Origin of the sequence: Acinetobacter baumannii, assembly GCF_009759685.1 — a bacterium.
GTDB lineage: Bacteria > Pseudomonadota > Gammaproteobacteria > Pseudomonadales > Moraxellaceae > Acinetobacter > Acinetobacter baumannii.
The window spans coordinates 1154903-1171274 of record NZ_CP046654.1 but is presented as its reverse complement, the minus strand read 5'-3'; the positions used below and the strand labels follow the sequence as shown (position 1 = coordinate 1171274).

Annotated in this window: 13 protein-coding genes; 10 read left to right on the top strand and 3 right to left on the bottom strand. The window is 40.9% G+C overall.

The window, feature by feature from the left end; all coding sequences use genetic code 11:
* Nucleotides 1-38 precede the first annotated feature (38 nt).
* Together GO593_RS05525 and GO593_RS05520 are read right to left on the bottom strand one after the other, a co-directional pair.
* The gene (locus GO593_RS05525) at nt 39-2228 is read right to left on the bottom strand and encodes a TonB-dependent receptor (RefSeq protein ID WP_005143404.1); all 2190 of its coding nucleotides are present in this window, start codon (nt 2226-2228) and stop codon (nt 39-41) included.
* A gap of 228 nt (nt 2229-2456) precedes the next feature.
* Complete coding sequence (locus GO593_RS05520) at nt 2457-2669, bottom strand: DUF1737 domain-containing protein (RefSeq protein ID WP_000781166.1); 213 nt, start codon at nt 2667-2669, stop codon at nt 2457-2459.
* Nucleotides 2670-2829: 160 nt separating this feature from the next.
* Here GO593_RS05520 and gshB point away from each other — a divergent pair, with 160 nt between their 5' ends.
* From gshB to lpxC, 8 genes are all read left to right on the top strand, one after another.
* Nucleotides 2830-3774, top strand: a complete 945-nt coding sequence (gshB, locus tag GO593_RS05515) for a glutathione synthase (protein WP_001265491.1) — start codon at nt 2830-2832, stop codon at nt 3772-3774.
* Between the two features lie 237 nt (nt 3775-4011).
* Nucleotides 4012-5109: an undecaprenyldiphospho-muramoylpentapeptide beta-N-acetylglucosaminyltransferase gene (gene murG, locus GO593_RS05510; RefSeq protein WP_000132435.1), complete on the top strand. Its 1098-nt coding sequence runs from the start codon at nt 4012-4014 to the stop codon at nt 5107-5109.
* A gap of 11 nt (nt 5110-5120) precedes the next feature.
* A complete protein-coding gene (gene murC / locus GO593_RS05505) occupies nt 5121-6569 on the top strand; it encodes a UDP-N-acetylmuramate--L-alanine ligase (RefSeq protein WP_000075473.1) in 1449 nt (482 codons plus the stop codon).
* Nucleotides 6570-6606: 37 nt separating this feature from the next.
* Nucleotides 6607-7533, top strand: coding sequence for a D-alanine--D-alanine ligase (locus tag GO593_RS05500; protein WP_000063661.1), 927 nt, complete (start codon nt 6607-6609; stop codon nt 7531-7533).
* A gap of 2 nt (nt 7534-7535) precedes the next feature.
* The gene (locus tag GO593_RS05495) at nt 7536-8390 is read left to right on the top strand and encodes a cell division protein FtsQ/DivIB (protein WP_000057904.1); all 855 of its coding nucleotides are present in this window, start codon (nt 7536-7538) and stop codon (nt 8388-8390) included.
* A gap of 60 nt (nt 8391-8450) precedes the next feature.
* Nucleotides 8451-9713, top strand: a complete 1263-nt coding sequence (ftsA, locus tag GO593_RS05490; protein WP_001287630.1) for a cell division protein FtsA — start codon at nt 8451-8453, stop codon at nt 9711-9713.
* Nucleotides 9714-9877: 164 nt separating this feature from the next.
* A complete protein-coding gene (gene ftsZ / locus GO593_RS05485; protein ID WP_000135734.1) occupies nt 9878-11053 on the top strand; it encodes a cell division protein FtsZ in 1176 nt (391 codons plus the stop codon).
* 110 nt (nt 11054-11163) lie between these two features.
* Complete coding sequence (gene lpxC, locus GO593_RS05480; RefSeq protein WP_000240701.1) at nt 11164-12066, top strand: UDP-3-O-acyl-N-acetylglucosamine deacetylase; 903 nt, start codon at nt 11164-11166, stop codon at nt 12064-12066.
* A 97-nt stretch (nt 12067-12163) separates the two neighbouring features.
* On the opposite strand, the gene GO593_RS05475 is transcribed toward lpxC, so the two are convergent.
* Nucleotides 12164-12604, bottom strand: coding sequence for a DciA family protein (locus tag GO593_RS05475; RefSeq protein ID WP_000042455.1), 441 nt, complete (start codon nt 12602-12604; stop codon nt 12164-12166).
* Between the two features lie 107 nt (nt 12605-12711).
* Here GO593_RS05475 and GO593_RS05470 point away from each other — a divergent pair, with 107 nt between their 5' ends.
* The gene (locus GO593_RS05470; protein WP_000557460.1) at nt 12712-13404 is read left to right on the top strand and encodes a M23 family metallopeptidase; all 693 of its coding nucleotides are present in this window, start codon (nt 12712-12714) and stop codon (nt 13402-13404) included.
* Nucleotides 13405-13654: 250 nt separating this feature from the next.
* Nucleotides 13655-16372, top strand: a complete 2718-nt coding sequence (gene aceE / locus GO593_RS05465; RefSeq protein WP_000896433.1) for a pyruvate dehydrogenase (acetyl-transferring), homodimeric type — start codon at nt 13655-13657, stop codon at nt 16370-16372.

The following is a 16372-nucleotide window of genomic DNA, read 5'->3' as shown; positions in this document are numbered from 1 at the left end:
CATACCTCTAAAATAGGGTATGCCTTTTTAATATTTACTTAAAACTGATAATTCAAACGTAATAACACATTACGTGGTGTGCCTGGCATGCTGTCCGAACGCCAGTACTCTTTATTGGTTAGGTTATTTACCGCAAGTGTGACATTCCAAGGGTCGGCACTGTAGCCAATTGCTGCATCGACACGATTGAAGCCTTCCATTTTTACTTGATTATTAATATTTGGATAATAAGACCCGACATAGGTCACGCCCACTTCGGTATACCACTGTTCAGTTGGTAAATAGCGAACAAATAAATTACCCGTATTTTTAGAAGTGTTGGCTAAATAATTGCCTTCTCGCTCAGGGTTTTGATTGTCTTCTTTAACTTTGGCATCGGTATAGCCATACCCACCGCGAACAAAGACATTATCAAGTACACGGCCAATAAAACTAAATTCGAGACCACGAGATTGATGTTGACCAGCAGTTGCCCATACCTCTGGTTCACTGTCAGGGTTCGGTTTATAGCGAATATTATTTTTACGGATATCAAAGACAGAAAATTGAGTATTTAAACGATTATCGAGCCATTCACTTTTTACCCCAACTTCATATTGCTCGTTATATTGAGGCTCTTTATCCATTTTCGCGACATCGGTACTTCCAGTAACTTGGTTGACACCCATTTGTCCACCAAACGGTGCGAAGCTTTTAGAGTAAGACGTATAAAAGCTATGTTCAGGAACTGGTTGCCATACCAAGCCAACATTTGGGCTAAAAGTACTGTCTTTTACATTACGATGTTCATTCTTAATTTTGTTAGTAGTTGAAAAGTCGAAGTAATCGTAGCGGAGTCCCATCATAAGTTTAAGTTGGTCATTTAGACCAATTAAATCTTGCATAAATACGCCGTAAGTTGTGCCTTCATTATAGTTATGCTGACTAATCTTTAATGGGCCATTGCCACGACTGTACTCTCGTTCACCAGTGATTGGATTAACGTAACCATAAATAGCTGACCCATTTTGAGTTTTATTGGCTAGACGTGGTTCTCGTTGTTCATAAGTCCAGTCTGTACCGACCATAATTTGGTGTTCAAGCTGGCCTGTCTTGAACTTTCCTTTAATATCGAATGTATTGGTTGTGGTCTTGTTGCTGGTTTGTTGCCAGTAGTAAATTTGATCGATGTAACCTTTTTTTGTACACGCCTCATTCTTTGAGTTTTTTCCATCTAAACCACAATAAGTTCCAAAATAAAAGTGGTCAAAGTTCTGTTCTGCTTGTCGGTAACTCGCCGCCCAGTGGAAGTTCCAATCAGGCGCATATTCATAATTCACATCGGAGCGAACGACTTGCAAAATATCATCAACATAATCGCCGTCTTGGGCAAATCCCATTTTAATTGAAGTTCCCGCAGGCAAGTTGTCACGTGTTGGCCCACGGTCAGGAACTCGATTCAATTTGTCATAGGTATATTGTGTGGTCCAGGTCAGCTTTCCATCGTCATTCTTATAGGTAAAGCTTGGGGAAAACATCTCAATCTTATTTTCAATACCAGAGCGGAAGCTGCCTGCCTCGCCATATTCTCCAGTCAAACGCACTGCTAAATTGTCATTAAGTACTTGGTTGATGTCAGCGGTTGTTCCGTAGTTATCGTATGAACCCGCATATGCGCCAACTGAACTTTTAGAGTCAAAATTGGCGAATTTACTCACCATATTTACAACCCCGCCGCCAGCACTACGGCCATATAAAACCGAAGCAGGGCCTTTTAAAATTTCTATACGTTCGATATTGGCTGTACTGCGGCGTACTTGCCCGCTTTCACGTATGCCATCACGGTAAATATCGCCTGTGTCGGCACCAAAACCACGAATCGTGATCCCATCACCACGCATATCGTAACTGGTTGATACACCTGGTGTACCTTGCAGCATGACGCTTAAATCATTCGATCCATAAATTTTATATTTCTGAACATCAATGGTATCAACGGTTTGAGGGATATCTTTTTTATCTAAACCATTACGAGTGACATTGGCTTTGTCATAATCGATATAGCTTTTAATCGGGTCGAGCTCACTCATGGCCTCGATTTTTATGGTTGGCATAGTGGCTGCGGCTTTTGATGAGGAGTCAATCAATTCCTCGGCGTTAGCACCTTGAATATTTAAAATCATTAAACTGAGTAAGCTGAGCGGGAATGAACCCTTAATTTGGGGAGATGATATAGAAATTCTTAACATAAAAATAAAATCAATTAACAAAAATAAAAGTATAAATGATAATTATAATCATTTAATTGTTTAGAATAAAAGAACTATTAACTTAAAAAATGGCATATTTATTTTTTATTAACTGATTTTTAGGAAGTTAATTAGCAAATTAAAGGACTTATTGAGTTGACTCATTAGTTTTTCTTGTTAATTAGGTTTTAGAGGGGGCTTTTTATTGATAAAAATGCCCCTCTAAAATCACGCATTATTTTTGAGAACATCTAAAATATCCATTTCTGGATCATAATTTTCGTCAATTGTTTTGCAAATCGCTTGGCCTACAATGACTTGAGAGCCATTAAAAGTCATAGTAGGTGCTTCATAGAGCTCCCAACCATGATTAAGTGCTTTAGTCACTCGTGCACAAAAAGCAGAGTCATCAGGTCCGGTTAAATAGCGATAAAGTTTCATCTTTAGCCTTTAAAAATAATATTTTATGATCATAGTTTAACTGAATTTACCTTAATTCAAGATAAAGAAATAACCGATAAGGTTTTACTAAAATTAAGAAAAACGAGTGAAAAATCTCAGCTATACTCATGCTAATTTAAATTTTAAGAAGAGCTTGAGCATGCGTGTACTTGTCGTCATGGATCCGATTGAAACCGTAAATCTGAAAAAGGATTCAACCATGGCAATGTTGTGGGCGGCGAGCCGTCGTGGACATGAGTTAGGTTATGCATTACAACAAGATTTATATATCGATCAAGGTAAGGCTTACGGTCTCATCTCTCCGTTAAAAGTTTTCGAAGATTACAACCATTATTATGAGTTAGGCGAAAAGAAAAAAGAATCAATCGCGGCTTATGATGTTGTACTGATGCGTAAAGATCCGCCTTTTGACATGAACTTTGTCTACACAACTTACGTGCTCGAACAAGCTGAGCGTGAAGGTTCATGGATTATTAATAAGCCTCAATCACTGCGTGACTGCAATGAAAAATTGTTTGCTACGCAATTTCCTGAATTACAGGTGCCGACACTAGTAACATCGCAGCAGAGCTTGATTCGCGAATTTATTACCGAGCACGGTGATGTGATCGTTAAGCCACTTGATGGTATGGGTGGTATGGGTATTTTCCGTTTATACCAAGACGGTGTAAATATTGGTTCTACCTTAGAAATGCTTACAGAATTAGGCACCCGCCCAATTATGGCTCAGCGCTACATTCCTGAAATTGTAGAAGGGGATAAGCGTATTTTAATGGTAAATGGCGAGCCTATTCCTTATTGTCTGGCACGTATTCCGCAAAATGGTGAAGTGCGCGGGAATTTAGCAGCTGGTGGCTTAGGTCAAGCGCGTCCACTCACAGAAAATGACAAACTCATTGCTGCTAAAGTTGGTCCTTTCTTACGTGAAAAAGGTTTGGTATTTGTAGGTCTTGATGTAATTGGGAATTATGTCACTGAAATTAATGTGACAAGTCCAACCTGTATTCGTGAAATTGATGCGCAATTTGGTACTTCAATTGCCGATGATCTATTTGATGTATTAGAAGCTGGTCGTCCAGCATAAGGGTCTAGTTAGGGTGGTTTTCTAAGCTTATTATTGGAAATCACCCGAAAATATATGAATTAATAAAATCACAATACCAAATACACCATAGCTTTGTAGGCATATTTTCAAAAAAGCACATCTTTCTGTTATAAACGAGTGAAATTCGCTTTTCGTTAATGAAGCTTTAGGATTAAAATAAACGGCTACAAAAATAGATGACAATTTCCATTGTTTTTTGAGTTGAAGAATTAGACCGTGACCGATTCACAGCAAAGCAAACCTAAACATGTCATGATGATGGCTGCCGGTACTGGTGGACATGTTTTTCCAGCCCTCGCCGTAGCCAAACAACTTCAACAACAAGGTTGTCAAGTTTCATGGTTAGCCACGCCAACAGGTATGGAAAATCGTTTATTAAAAGATCAAAATATTCCAATTTATCAAATTGATATTCAAGGTGTGCGTGGAAACGGAGTGATCCGTAAACTTGCTGCACCTTTTAAAATTTTAAAAGCAACTTTTAGTGCAATGCGCTATATGAAACAGCTTAAAGTGGATGCTGTTGCAGGCTTTGGGGGATATGTGGCAGGCCCGGGTGGGCTAGCAGCGCGTTTATTAGGTATTCCTGTTCTCATCCACGAGCAAAATGCGGTTGCAGGATTTACCAATGCACAGTTATCCCGTGTTGCTAAAGTGGTATGTGAAGCGTTTCCAAATACATTTCCTGCTAGCGAAAAAGTAGTGACAACCGGCAATCCGGTACGTCGTGAAATCACTGATATCTTAAGTCCAAAGTGGCGCTATGATGAACGCGAGCAAGCGGGTAAGCCGTTAAATATTTTAATTGTGGGCGGATCTTTAGGTGCAAAAGCACTGAATGAACGCTTACCTCCGGCATTAAAACAACTTGAAGTTCCACTGAATATTTTCCATCAATGTGGTCAGCAACAGGTTGAAGCAACTCAAGCTTTGTACGCAGATGCGCCAGCAAATTTGACCGTACAGGTTTTGCCGTTTATTGAAGATATGGCGAAAGCTTATAGCGAAGCAGACCTGATTATTTGCCGTGCTGGCGCTTTAACTGTGACAGAAGTAGCAACAGCTGGTGTTGCAGCAGTTTTTGTACCGCTTCCTATTGCGGTGGATGACCACCAAACTGCAAATGCCAAATTTCTGGCTGATGTCGGTGCTGCAAAAATTTGCCAGCAATCGACTATGACACCAGAAGTTTTAAATCAATTGTTTACTACGCTGATGAATCGCCAATTACTTACAGAAATGGCAGTGAAAGCGCGTCAACATGCCCAACCAAATGCAACTCAGCATGTGGTTGATCTTATCCAAAAAATGTAATCGGATTTACTATGTCTCCAACAACAGCTGCGAACCAAGCAAAAAAACTGATTAAAGTGCCTGAAATGCGCCGTATCAAACACATTCATTTTGTGGGAATTGGCGGTGCAGGTATGTGTGGTATTGCTGAGGTGTTAGCTAACCAAGGATATAAAATTTCCGGTTCAGATATTAAGGCATCAAAAACCACACAACAATTAGAAGAAAATGGCATTAAGGTCTATATCGGACACGAAGCAGAAAATATTAAAAATGCAAATGTGCTTGTCGTGTCAACAGCAATTGACCCGGAAAATCCGGAAGTTAAAGCTGCCATTGAACAACGTATTCCGATTGTACGTCGTGCAGAAATGCTCGGTGAACTTATGCGTTACCGTCATGGTATTGCTGTGGCAGGTACACATGGTAAAACTACAACCACAAGTCTTTTGACGACAATGTTGGCGGAAGAAAACCTCGACCCAACTTATGTGATCGGTGGTTTACTTAACAGTACAGGTGTAAATGCAGCGCTTGGTGAAAGCCGCTTTATTGTTGCTGAAGCTGACGAATCGGACGCATCTTTCCTTTATTTACAGCCAATGGCAGCGATTGTAACCAATATCGATGCTGACCATATGGATACCTATGAAGGCAGTTTCGATAAATTAAAAGATACCTTCGTACAGTTCCTTCATAACTTACCATTCTACGGCTTGGCTGTGGTTTGTGGCGATGATGCGAACATCCGCGAGATTTTGCCACGTGTAGGCCGTCCGGTTATTACTTATGGTTTTAATGAAGATAATGACATCCGTGCGATTGATGTAGAGCAAGATGGTATGCGTTCGCACTTTACGGTATTACGTAAAGGACGTGAGCCGTTACGTCTAACTATTAATCAACCGGGTTTACATAACGTTTTAAATGCTTTGGCTGCAATTGGTGTTGCAACTGATGAAGGCGTTTCAGATGAAGCAATTAGCCGTGCATTAAAAGGTTTTAGTGGTGTTGGACGTCGCTTCCAAGTACAAGGTGAATTTGAACTTGGTGAAGGGAATGTAAAATTAGTCGATGACTATGGACACCATCCTAAAGAAGTGGAAGCTACGATTAAAGCTGCTCGTCAGAGCCATCCTGATCGTCGTTTAGTTATGCTTTTCCAACCACACCGTTACTCTCGTACACGTGATTGTTATGATGACTTTATTGAGGTTTTATCTCAAGTCGACCAATTATTATTACTAGAAGTTTATCCGGCTGGGGAAAAACCAATTGTTGGCGCAGATAGCCGTACTTTGGCGCGTAGTATTCGCTTGCGTGGTCAGGTTGAACCGATTTTGATTGATCCGGTTGAAGGTAATTTGCAAAACATCATGCAAAATGTGTTACAACCAAATGACTTGTTATTAACGCAAGGTGCAGGTAACGTGGGAGCAATTTCAGTAGAACTTGCACAGCACCATTTGTATGTGAAATAAACAAAAAGTATTGAATTATCGGGTTAAGGATTTAAACGTGTCAAATGCTACAAAATTCGGCAAAGTTGCCGTGTTACTTGGTGGGAAATCGGCTGAGCGTGCTGTGTCTTTAGATAGTGGTCAGGCAGTTTTGGACGCTTTGTTACGTTCAGGTGTTCAGGCTGAGGCATTTGATCCGCAAGACCGTAGCGTAACTGAACTTGTAAACTATGATCGTGCATTTATTGTATTGCATGGTCGTGGTGGCGAAGACGGTCAAATCCAAGGTGTGCTTGAGTGGTTGAACATCCCTTATACAGGAACGGGTGTACAAGGTTCTGCCATTGGTATGGATAAAGTCAAAACCAAGCAAATCTGGCAAGGAAGTGATTTACCAACTGCACCGTATCGCATTATTACTAAAGAAACTGACTTGGATTCAGTGATTGCTGAATTGGGGTTGCCTGTCATTATCAAGCCTGTACATGAAGGTTCAAGTGTAGGCATGAGTAAAGTTGAGAAAGCTGAAGATTTTGCGGCAGCAATTGAAAAGGCAACTCAGCACGATGCTGTAGTTATGGCAGAAAAATGGATTACAGGACGCGAATTTACGATTTCATTCTTAAATGGTCAGCCTTTACCAGTTATTCGTTTGCAGCCACCAGCAGATGTTGCTTTCTATGACTACGAAGCAAAATATCAACGTAATGATGTTGAGTATGGCATTCCTTGTGGTCTTAGCGAAACTGAAGAGAAAAAACTACAAGCTCTATGTTTACGCGCTTTCCAGGCTGTAGGTGCAGAAGGCTGGGGACGTATTGATGCAATGCAGGATGAGCAAGGTAACTTCTGGCTTTTAGAAGTAAATACTGTGCCAGGCATGACCAGTCATTCGCTTGTACCAAAGGCTGCTAAAGCAGTAGGTTATAGCTTTGATGAATTGTGTGTTGCAATTCTTGAGCAAACATTGGAAGGTACGGCTTAAATATGGCACAACTTCCGGCATCCATGCGCCGTAAACGTGCGGCAATTACCTCCATTCATGAAAAACCGCCTACGCGCAAGCAAAAACTTGCCAATGCTGGCGGATGGGTGTTGCTGGTTATTGCCTTTTTAGTCTTGGCGGTCGGAATTTACGGACTATATAAAGTTATTACTGATGCAACTGTTGCAAAACTTGAAGTTGTAGGTTCAACAACTCCAGTTGAGACTCAGCAAGTGATGCGATATGTGCAGCCGATTGTAAAAGATAACTACTTTACATCTGATTTAGAGCAGATTCGTGATAAAGCATTAGAAATTTCTTGGGTAGACCGAGTCGTCGTATCTCGTGCTTGGCCCAATGGTATTCGCGTTCGTGTTATGCCTCGACATGCTATCGCCCGTTGGGGAACAGGTCGCTTATTGAGCGATGGTGGCGATGTATTTAGTGAAGCAGAGCCGAGGCTTCATCCTGAGCTTCCGTTACTACACGGTCCGGTAAGTCAGTCTAAAATGATGATGCGACGCTATAATGAAATTAATCAGTTATTCCATCCTGTTAATTTGCGTTTAAAAGAGTTATATCTAACAGAGCGAATGACTTGGTTTATGCAGTTTGACTCTGGTTTACGAATTATTGTTGACCAAGATCAAACAATGAATAAATTGCAACGTTTAAGTCATTTGGCACAATCTGACCTAAAACCTGTGTGGACGAAAATCTCAGCCATTGATTTGCGATATCGTAATGGATTATCTATTCAATGGAAGAATGCAACCCCACCTAAAATCGTGAATGGTCAGTTTGTTGTAACGAGTGATGACACAAGCATTGCAGGTGGTACAAAAGCAAAGCCATAATACGTGGCTTTAAAATAGGCAATTTGCCTGGTATTAGACAACAAAGAAATGGTATGAGTGATGAGTGAAGCTGTTCCCTCAGTTGTTGCGATTGACATTGGGACGCATAAAGTTTCAGTTTTGATTGGAAAAATTCATGCGCCGGATAACATTCAGGTTATCGGTATGGCAACTGCTCGCAATCGAGGCATGAACAAAGGAAAAATTGTAAGTCTCGATAAAGTCATTGCTGCGATTAAAAACGCTGTTGCTGAAGCGGAAAATATGGCCGAATGTCGCATTCATAGTGCGTGGGTATCTATTCCGAGTACCGAGCTACAAAGTTTCTATGCTTCTGGACGCACACCTGTTGCTAACCCGGCACATGTGATTACAACCAATGAAGTTGTACGTGCATTAGAGTTGGCAAAAGCAAGCCATGTGACTTCTGACTATTATCTAGCGAGTGCAGTCCCATTAGGATTTGAATTAGGCGACTCATCTGAATGGGTTCAAAACCCAATCAATATGACCGCTCACAGCATGACTGGTCATTATCAGCTTATGATGATGCCGATTGCCACTATGCAAAACCTTGATCGTGCCATGAAAGGCGCGAACATTGGAGTTGAGAAAATGGTGGTTTCTTGCTTGGCTACGGCTGAGGCAAGTTTGCTTAAAGATGAAAAAGAATATGGTGTCTGTCTTGTCGATATTGGTGCAGGTATTACCAATCTGGCAGTTTATTTAGATGGCCGTTTGGCTTTAGCACGCACCTTACAGCGTGGTGGTGAGCATGTGACACGTGATATTGCTGCCGTGTTACAAACAACCACTGAAGAAGCTGAACGTATTAAGATTCTGCATGGCTGCGTTGATCTAAGTGCTGTTAAGCCTGACCATATGATTCAAGTACAGGGTATTGATGGTCCGCAAACGATTAGCCGAATTGAGTTAGCGGAAATTATTATTGCTCGTTATGAAGAGATTTTCAGCCAGATTCGCGAAGAACTCGAACAAAGCGGTGCAATCCATGGTCTATATCATGGTGTTGTATTGACTGGTGATGCTTGCCAGATTGAAGGTATGGTAAGTTTGGCGCGTCGTATGTTAGGTGTGTCTGCCCATCTAGGTAATCCGCCATTACAGGTGTATGCTGATGATCAGCATCAAGCTGCATTACGCCGCTCAATGTATGCAACAGCAGCTGGTTTACTTATGTTTAGCCAAAGTGAATTACAAGAAGCTGTTGAGGAGCCTGAAGAGGGAAATGACCGTTCGGTATGGGAACGAATGGTGAATGGCTGGAATGCTTTTAATAGCAAACTTAAAGCCATTTTTTAGGATGTATGTATTTATTGGTAGAATTGTTAGGAAGTTGTAAGAGAAAACCACTGTACTTGACAAGGTTGGTATTGCACAGCATTCTTAAAATTAGTTATTTTTGAAAATCAAGGCAGTATACGGGCTGAAGTGACTGCCATAATGTATTAGGAACCCTAAAGGTCATGGCCTCATTTGAATTTATAGAAGATGAACTAAACGATGGCAACGGTCAAGCCCGTTTCACTGTATTTGGTGTAGGTGGCGGTGGCGGTAATGCCGTTCAGCACATGGTACAGTCTGATATTCAGGGTGTTAAATTCGTTTGTGCTAATACAGATAAACAAGCACTTGACTGTATGAATGCCCCTTTCAAAATTCAGTTAGGTGAGCAAAGTACACGTGGTCTAGGTGCAGGTGCTAACCCTGAAGTAGGCCAGGTAGCAGCAGAAGAAAGCCGTGAAATTATTCGTCAGCACCTTGAAGGGACTGACATGGTGTTTGTAACCGCTGGTATGGGTGGTGGTACAGGTACTGGTGCAGCTCCGGTTGTTGCCGAAGTTGCTAAAGAAATGGGGATTTTGACTGTTGGTGTTGTAACAACTCCATTTAACTTTGAAGGCCGTCGTCGTCAAAAGTCTGCTGAGCGTGGTATTGAAGCGCTGGAAGCTCATGTTGATTCATTGATTATTATTCCTAACCAACGTTTATTAAGCGTTTATGGTGATATTTCAATGAAAGATGCCTATAAAAAGGCAGATGACGTATTGTTAAACGCTGTACGCAGTATTTTTGACCTTGTAGTTAACCGTGGTCATATTAACCTTGACTTCGCGGACTTGAAAACTGCAATGAGTACTCGTGGTTACGCAATGATGGGTGCTGGTTTGGGCCGTGGTGAAGACCGTGCGCGTCAAGCAGCTGAACAAGCTATCCGTAGCCCATTGCTTGATAATGTAAACATTATTAATGCGAAAGGCGTGTTAATTAACATTACTGGTGGCGATGACATCACATTGCGTGAAACAGAAATCATTACTGACGTTGTTAACCAGATTGTTGACCTCGATGAAGGTGAAATCTTCTACGGTACAGTATTTGACCCAGATGCACGTGATGAATTACGCGTAACTGTGATTGCAACTGGTTTAACACGTAATGCAGCTGATGCAGAGCCAAGAAAGCGTAATACAGTTAGCCATACATCAACTCAATCTGCACAATCTGTAGATGAAGATGACGTTCCTGCAATTAATAAACGCCAAAATGCTGAAAATGACGTGAATAATGCGCCAAGTTCAACACCGCGTTCTTCGCCAATGAGTATTCAAGATTACTTGAAAAATCAGCAACGTAAGTAATTTAGCGTACAATCTATTGAAAGGCAGTGTATAAACACTGCCTTTTTTTATTTTTGATCAATGACTAAATATGCTAACGTATAGCGGTTTTAAAAAAGAAGTTACAAAGCATGGTGAAACAGCGTACTCTCAATCGTGTGGTAAAAGCGAGTGGAATAGGTCTTCATAGCGGTCAAAAAGTGATGATCAATTTCATTCCACATACCGTGGATGGAGGTATTGTATTTCGCCGTATCGATTTGGATCCACCTGTCGATATTCCTGCTAATGCATTGCTGATTCAAGAAGCATTTATGTGTTCAAATCTTGTCACTGGCGATATTAAAGTCGGGACAATCGAACATGTGATGAGTGCGATTGCAGGTTTAGGAATCGATAACTTAATTGTGGAAGTGTCTGCTTCTGAAGTTCCAATTATGGATGGTAGTGCTGGTCCATTTATTTATTTGCTCATGCAAGGTGGCCTGCGTGAACAAGATGCTCCTAAGAAATTTATAAAAATATTAAAGCCAGTTGAGGCTTTAATTGATGATAAAAAAGCAATATTCAGCCCGCATAATGGCTTTCAGCTTAACTTTACGATTGATTTTGATCATCCTGCATTTGCCAAAGAATATCAGTCTGCAACTATCGATTTTTCTACTGAAACGTTTGTGTATGAAGTCAGTGAGGCACGAACTTTTGGTTTTATGAAAGACTTGGATTACCTTAAAGCAAATAATTTAGCTTTAGGAGCAAGTCTAGATAATGCAATTGGCGTAGATGATACGGGTGTTGTGAACGAAGAAGGTTTACGATTTGCCGATGAGTTTGTTCGTCACAAAATTTTAGATGCAGTTGGTGATTTGTATTTACTTGGTCATCAAATTATTGCCAAGTTTGATGGCTATAAATCAGGACATGCCTTAAATAATCAGCTATTACGCAATGTTCAAAGCGATCCGAGTAATTATGAAATTGTAACATTTAATGACGAGAAAGACTGTCCAATTCCATACGTGAGTGTGACATAAGTCATTGTCTTTATTTGGCTATGTTATAATGTAACATTAGTAAGTGTGATTTTTATCACATATTAAGAACGATTCTAATTAAGAAATAGAAAGCTCATCATTTTTTATTGCTTGCCAAACGTAGTAAAGCTTGGCTAAGCTTAGGGTCGCTCACGAAGTCGGCGGCACTACGTAACATTTCTTGTGTTTCCGGGGGGATGGATTTAGAAGGCTCAGATGAGGTCGTTACAGGAATAGTTTTATTTCTTAAGCGAACTTGAATTCTTTGTAAGTCTTTTAATCCTTCAAGTTGAGATAATTTAGATACATATTGGCTCTGTAAATAGCTGAGTTGACTAATCATTGCCTGATTTTCACCAGTAATAATTAAAGAGCCATTTTGATAACACACGACTTGCCATTGTTCCGGTTGGGGCAATAAGGGTTGGATTATTTTCGTAAGTCTTTGCCATTGCGCGACTTGCGTTGTTAGAAACGTAAGGTTTCCTGTTTTTATGTGTTTTCCGGTTTGTTGAAAAACGTTATCGGGTTTAGACATTGATCATTCTCAAATGGTTTCTTGTCCTAATCTTAAGCGTTCATTTCAACCGATATCAAGGAAGAGATCATAAGGAACTTGAGTAAGAACAGTTTCAAGAGGTTTTTATGCACACGCGTCGTATTTTATTAGCGTTTTCACTTGCCGCTTCGGCAGCATCGGTTGCTTTTGCAGATTATCAAAATATTAACCAATCTACTGATTCAGATCGATTGGAACAGTTATCAAAAACACTATCTCAAGGCTCATATACTCATCCTGATGATTTAGATCTTCCGGCGAGTGCAAAAGTTTCAGTGACTTTACGTGAGAAAACAGTTGAACTCAACAATGATTCACTGGCAAAGAAATACGGCACTACGACAGCTAAAAACTCATTTAAAACCTCTTCTTCAAATCCTTATTCTTGGTTAGTTTCTCATCCTCTTCCTGATACAGTACGTGTTTCTTCTAACTTTGGTGGTCGTACCATGGGTGGTCGTGCAGAGCATCATGGTGGTTTAGATATGGCTGCACCAAGTGGTACGCCAATCTATGCGACTGGCCCGGGTATTGTGACTAAATCAGGCTGGGGCACAGGTTATGGCCAATATGTTGAAATTAACCATGGTAATGGTTATTTAACACGTTACGCGCATGCTTCACGCTTAATGGTTCGAGTAGGTGATCAGGTTTCTGCTGGTGACCATATTGCTAATGTTGGTTGTACAGGTCGTTGTACTGGTCCACATTTACATTACGAAGTAGTTAAAGATGGTCAACGTAAGAATCCATCAACTTACTTGGCAATGTTGCCTTAATTGCATTGCCTCAAAGGTCAAGGTTATTAAATTTATGAATTTGAAATTAACTTAAACCTTTTTTAACGTAATGATTGTATAAAAAAACGCCTTTATTGGCGTTTTTTTGTTATTTTGTTTACTGCTCGGTCAATGACTATTCATTCAGAAAATAATAGGCCCCCCCCACATTCACCCGTGGCAATAACTTGAAAGGGGTAAAACGTGGTAAAAATACAAAGTAGATTAGAGAACAAGGAACAGGTGAATTATGGCGTTTTACGGTGACTCCGACGCACAAGAAACCCAAGAATGGCAAGATGCATTCGATTCAGTTTTACAACACATGGGAACTGAGCGAGCGGCATTCTTGTTGGAAAAACTTTACCAACAAGCAATTGCTAAGCATGTTCCAATTCAACGTCTCAATACACCTTACTTAAATACAATTTCTGTTGAAGAGCAACCTGCAATGCCAGGCGACCAAGATATGGAACGCCGTATTCGTGCATTGATTCGTTGGAATGCCTTAGCAATGGTACTTCGCGCGAATAAAACAGGTGATGATTTAGGTGGTCACTTGGCGAGCTTCGCATCAAGTGCAACATTATATGACGTAGGTTTTAACCATTTCTTCCGCGCTAACAGTGATAACTTTGGCGGAGATATGATTTATTATCAAGGACACTGTGCTCCTGGTATTTATGCACGTTCATTCCTTGAAGGACGTTTAACTGAAGAACAGTTAAGTAATTTCCGCCGTGAAGTTGGCGGTAACGGTTTACCAAGCTATCCACATCCATATTTAATGCCAGACTATTGGCAATTCCCAACTGTATCAATGGGTCTTGGTCCAATCATGTCGATTTATCAAGCGCACATTCAAAAATATTTGATGAACCGTGGCTTGATCAAAGAAGAAGATCGTAAAGTTTGGGCATATCTCGGTGATGGCGAGATGGATGAGCCAGAAAGCTTAGGCGCGATCTCACTTGCTGGTCGTGAGAAGCTTGATAACTTAATTTGGGTAGTTAACTGTAACTTACAGCGTCTAGATGGTCCTGTACGTGGTAACGGTAAAATTATTCAAGAACTTGAATCAATCTTCCGTGGCGCAGGCTGGCGTGTCATTAAAGTAGTATGGGGTCGTCATTGGGATCCATTACTAGCTAAAGACACAAGCGGCGCATTAAAAGCACGTATGGAAGAAGCTGTTGATGGTGACTATCAGCGTTATCAAGTAAAAGGCGGCGCATATACACGCGAAAAATTCTTTGGTAAATACCCTGAAGCTGCGGAACTTGTAAAAGATTTAAGCGATGAAGATATCGATAATCTTAACCGTGGTGGTCATGACCCTTACAAGGTTTTTGCTGCATATGCAGAAGCGATGAAGGCAAAAGGTCAACCAACAGTAATCTTGGCGAAAACCATTAAAGGTTACGGTTTATCTGAAGAAATTGAAGCGGTGAACAAAACTCACCAAATCAAAAAGATGCAAATTGACTCTTTAAGATATGTACGTGACCGTTTCAATCTTCCATTCACAGATGAGCAATTAGAAGAGCTTCCATTCTATCGCCCAAGTGAAAACTCTCCAGAAATGAAATATATGAAAGCGCGTCGTGAAGCGTTAGGTGGTTACTTACCTGCACGTCGTCGTGAGAGTGAATCTTTAGCGATTCCTGATTTATCTGTATTTGATGCAGTGTTGAAAGGTTCGGGTGGCAAAGAGCAATCAACCACTATGGTGATGGTTCGTTTAATTGCTGCTTTACTTAAAGAAAAAGCAATTAAAGACCGCGTAGTGCCAATCGTTCCAGATGAAGCACGTACTTTTGGTTTAGAAGGTATGTTCCGTCAGCTTGGTATTTATGCCGCTCATGGTCAAAAATATACACCGGAAGACCAAGAACAGTTAATGCATTACCGTGAAGCAAAAGACGGTCACATGTTACAAGAAGGGATTAACGAAGCAGGTGCGATGAGTGCATGGGCTGCGTTAGCGACAAGTTATTCAACCAATAACTTGCCAATGATTCCAATGTACATGTACTACTCAATGTTTGGTTTCCAACGTATTGGTGATATTGCATGGGCTGCGGGTGACGCACAAGCTCAAGGTTTCTTGTTAGGTGCGACTGCGGGTCGTACAACATTGAACGGTGAAGGCTTACAGCACCAAGACGGTCATTCTCACATCTTGGCGAATACGATTCCAAACTGCGTATCTTATGACCCATGTTTTGGTTATGAGTTAGCTGTCATCGTACATGACGGTTTACAACGTATGTATGTGAACCAAGAACGTGTGTTCTATTACTTAACTGTAATGAATGAAAACTACGAGCATCCTGCAATGCCAGAAGGCGTTGAAGAAGGCATTAAACGTGGTATGTATTTATTCGAGAAAGATGAAAAAGCAACTGTTCAGTTACTTGGTTCAGGTGTAATTCTTCGTGAAGTGATTAAAGCTGCGAAAATCTTACGTGATGAATACCAAATCCATTCAAACGTTTGGAGTGTAACAAGCTTCAATGAATTGGCACGTGATGGTATGGCATGTGAAGAATACAACCGCCTACACCCGCTTGCTGAAGAAGTTAAAGAATCTTGGGTATCTAAACAATTACGTGGTACGGAAGGTATCGTAGTTTCTGCTACCGACCATATGCGTGCTTACAGTGAGCAAATCCGTGCTTATCTTCCAGATGGTCGCCCATTTGTTGCATTGGGTACAGATGGTTACGGCCGTTCAGATACACGTGCGAACTTACGTAGTTTCTTTGGTGTTGATGCTGCACACATCGTTGTTGCTACCTTGAAAAAATTAGCTGACGAAGGTGAAGTAGACGCACGTTTAGTGAAAGACGCAATTTCTAACTTTGAGCTAGATACTGACCGTCCGGTTGCATGGGCGCCGCAAGCACATCCGGAAGTTCAGCCAGTTGCTGAATACAATGAAACGCAAACAGGTGAGGGGAACTAA

Bases quoted from the DNA above. Each gene is read 5' to 3' on its own strand.
- GO593_RS05525 (WP_005143404.1), bottom strand. From the start codon at position 2,228: ATGTTAAGAATTTCTATATCATCTCCCCAAATTAAGGGTTCATTCCCG.
- GO593_RS05520 (WP_000781166.1), bottom strand. From the start codon at position 2,669: ATGAAACTTTATCGCTATTTAACCGGACCTGATGACTCTGCTTTTTGT.
- gshB (WP_001265491.1), top strand. From the start codon at position 2,830: ATGCGTGTACTTGTCGTCATGGATCCGATTGAAACCGTAAATCTGAAA.
- murC (WP_000075473.1), top strand. From the start codon at position 5,121: ATGTCTCCAACAACAGCTGCGAACCAAGCAAAAAAACTGATTAAAGTG.
- GO593_RS05495 (WP_000057904.1), top strand. From the start codon at position 7,536: ATGGCACAACTTCCGGCATCCATGCGCCGTAAACGTGCGGCAATTACC.
- ftsA (WP_001287630.1), top strand. From the start codon at position 8,451: ATGAGTGAAGCTGTTCCCTCAGTTGTTGCGATTGACATTGGGACGCAT.
- ftsZ (WP_000135734.1), top strand. From the start codon at position 9,878: ATGGCCTCATTTGAATTTATAGAAGATGAACTAAACGATGGCAACGGT.
- lpxC (WP_000240701.1), top strand. From the start codon at position 11,164: ATGGTGAAACAGCGTACTCTCAATCGTGTGGTAAAAGCGAGTGGAATA.
- GO593_RS05475 (WP_000042455.1), bottom strand. From the start codon at position 12,604: ATGTCTAAACCCGATAACGTTTTTCAACAAACCGGAAAACACATAAAA.
- GO593_RS05470 (WP_000557460.1), top strand. From the start codon at position 12,712: ATGCACACGCGTCGTATTTTATTAGCGTTTTCACTTGCCGCTTCGGCA.
- aceE (WP_000896433.1), top strand. From the start codon at position 13,655: ATGGCGTTTTACGGTGACTCCGACGCACAAGAAACCCAAGAATGGCAA.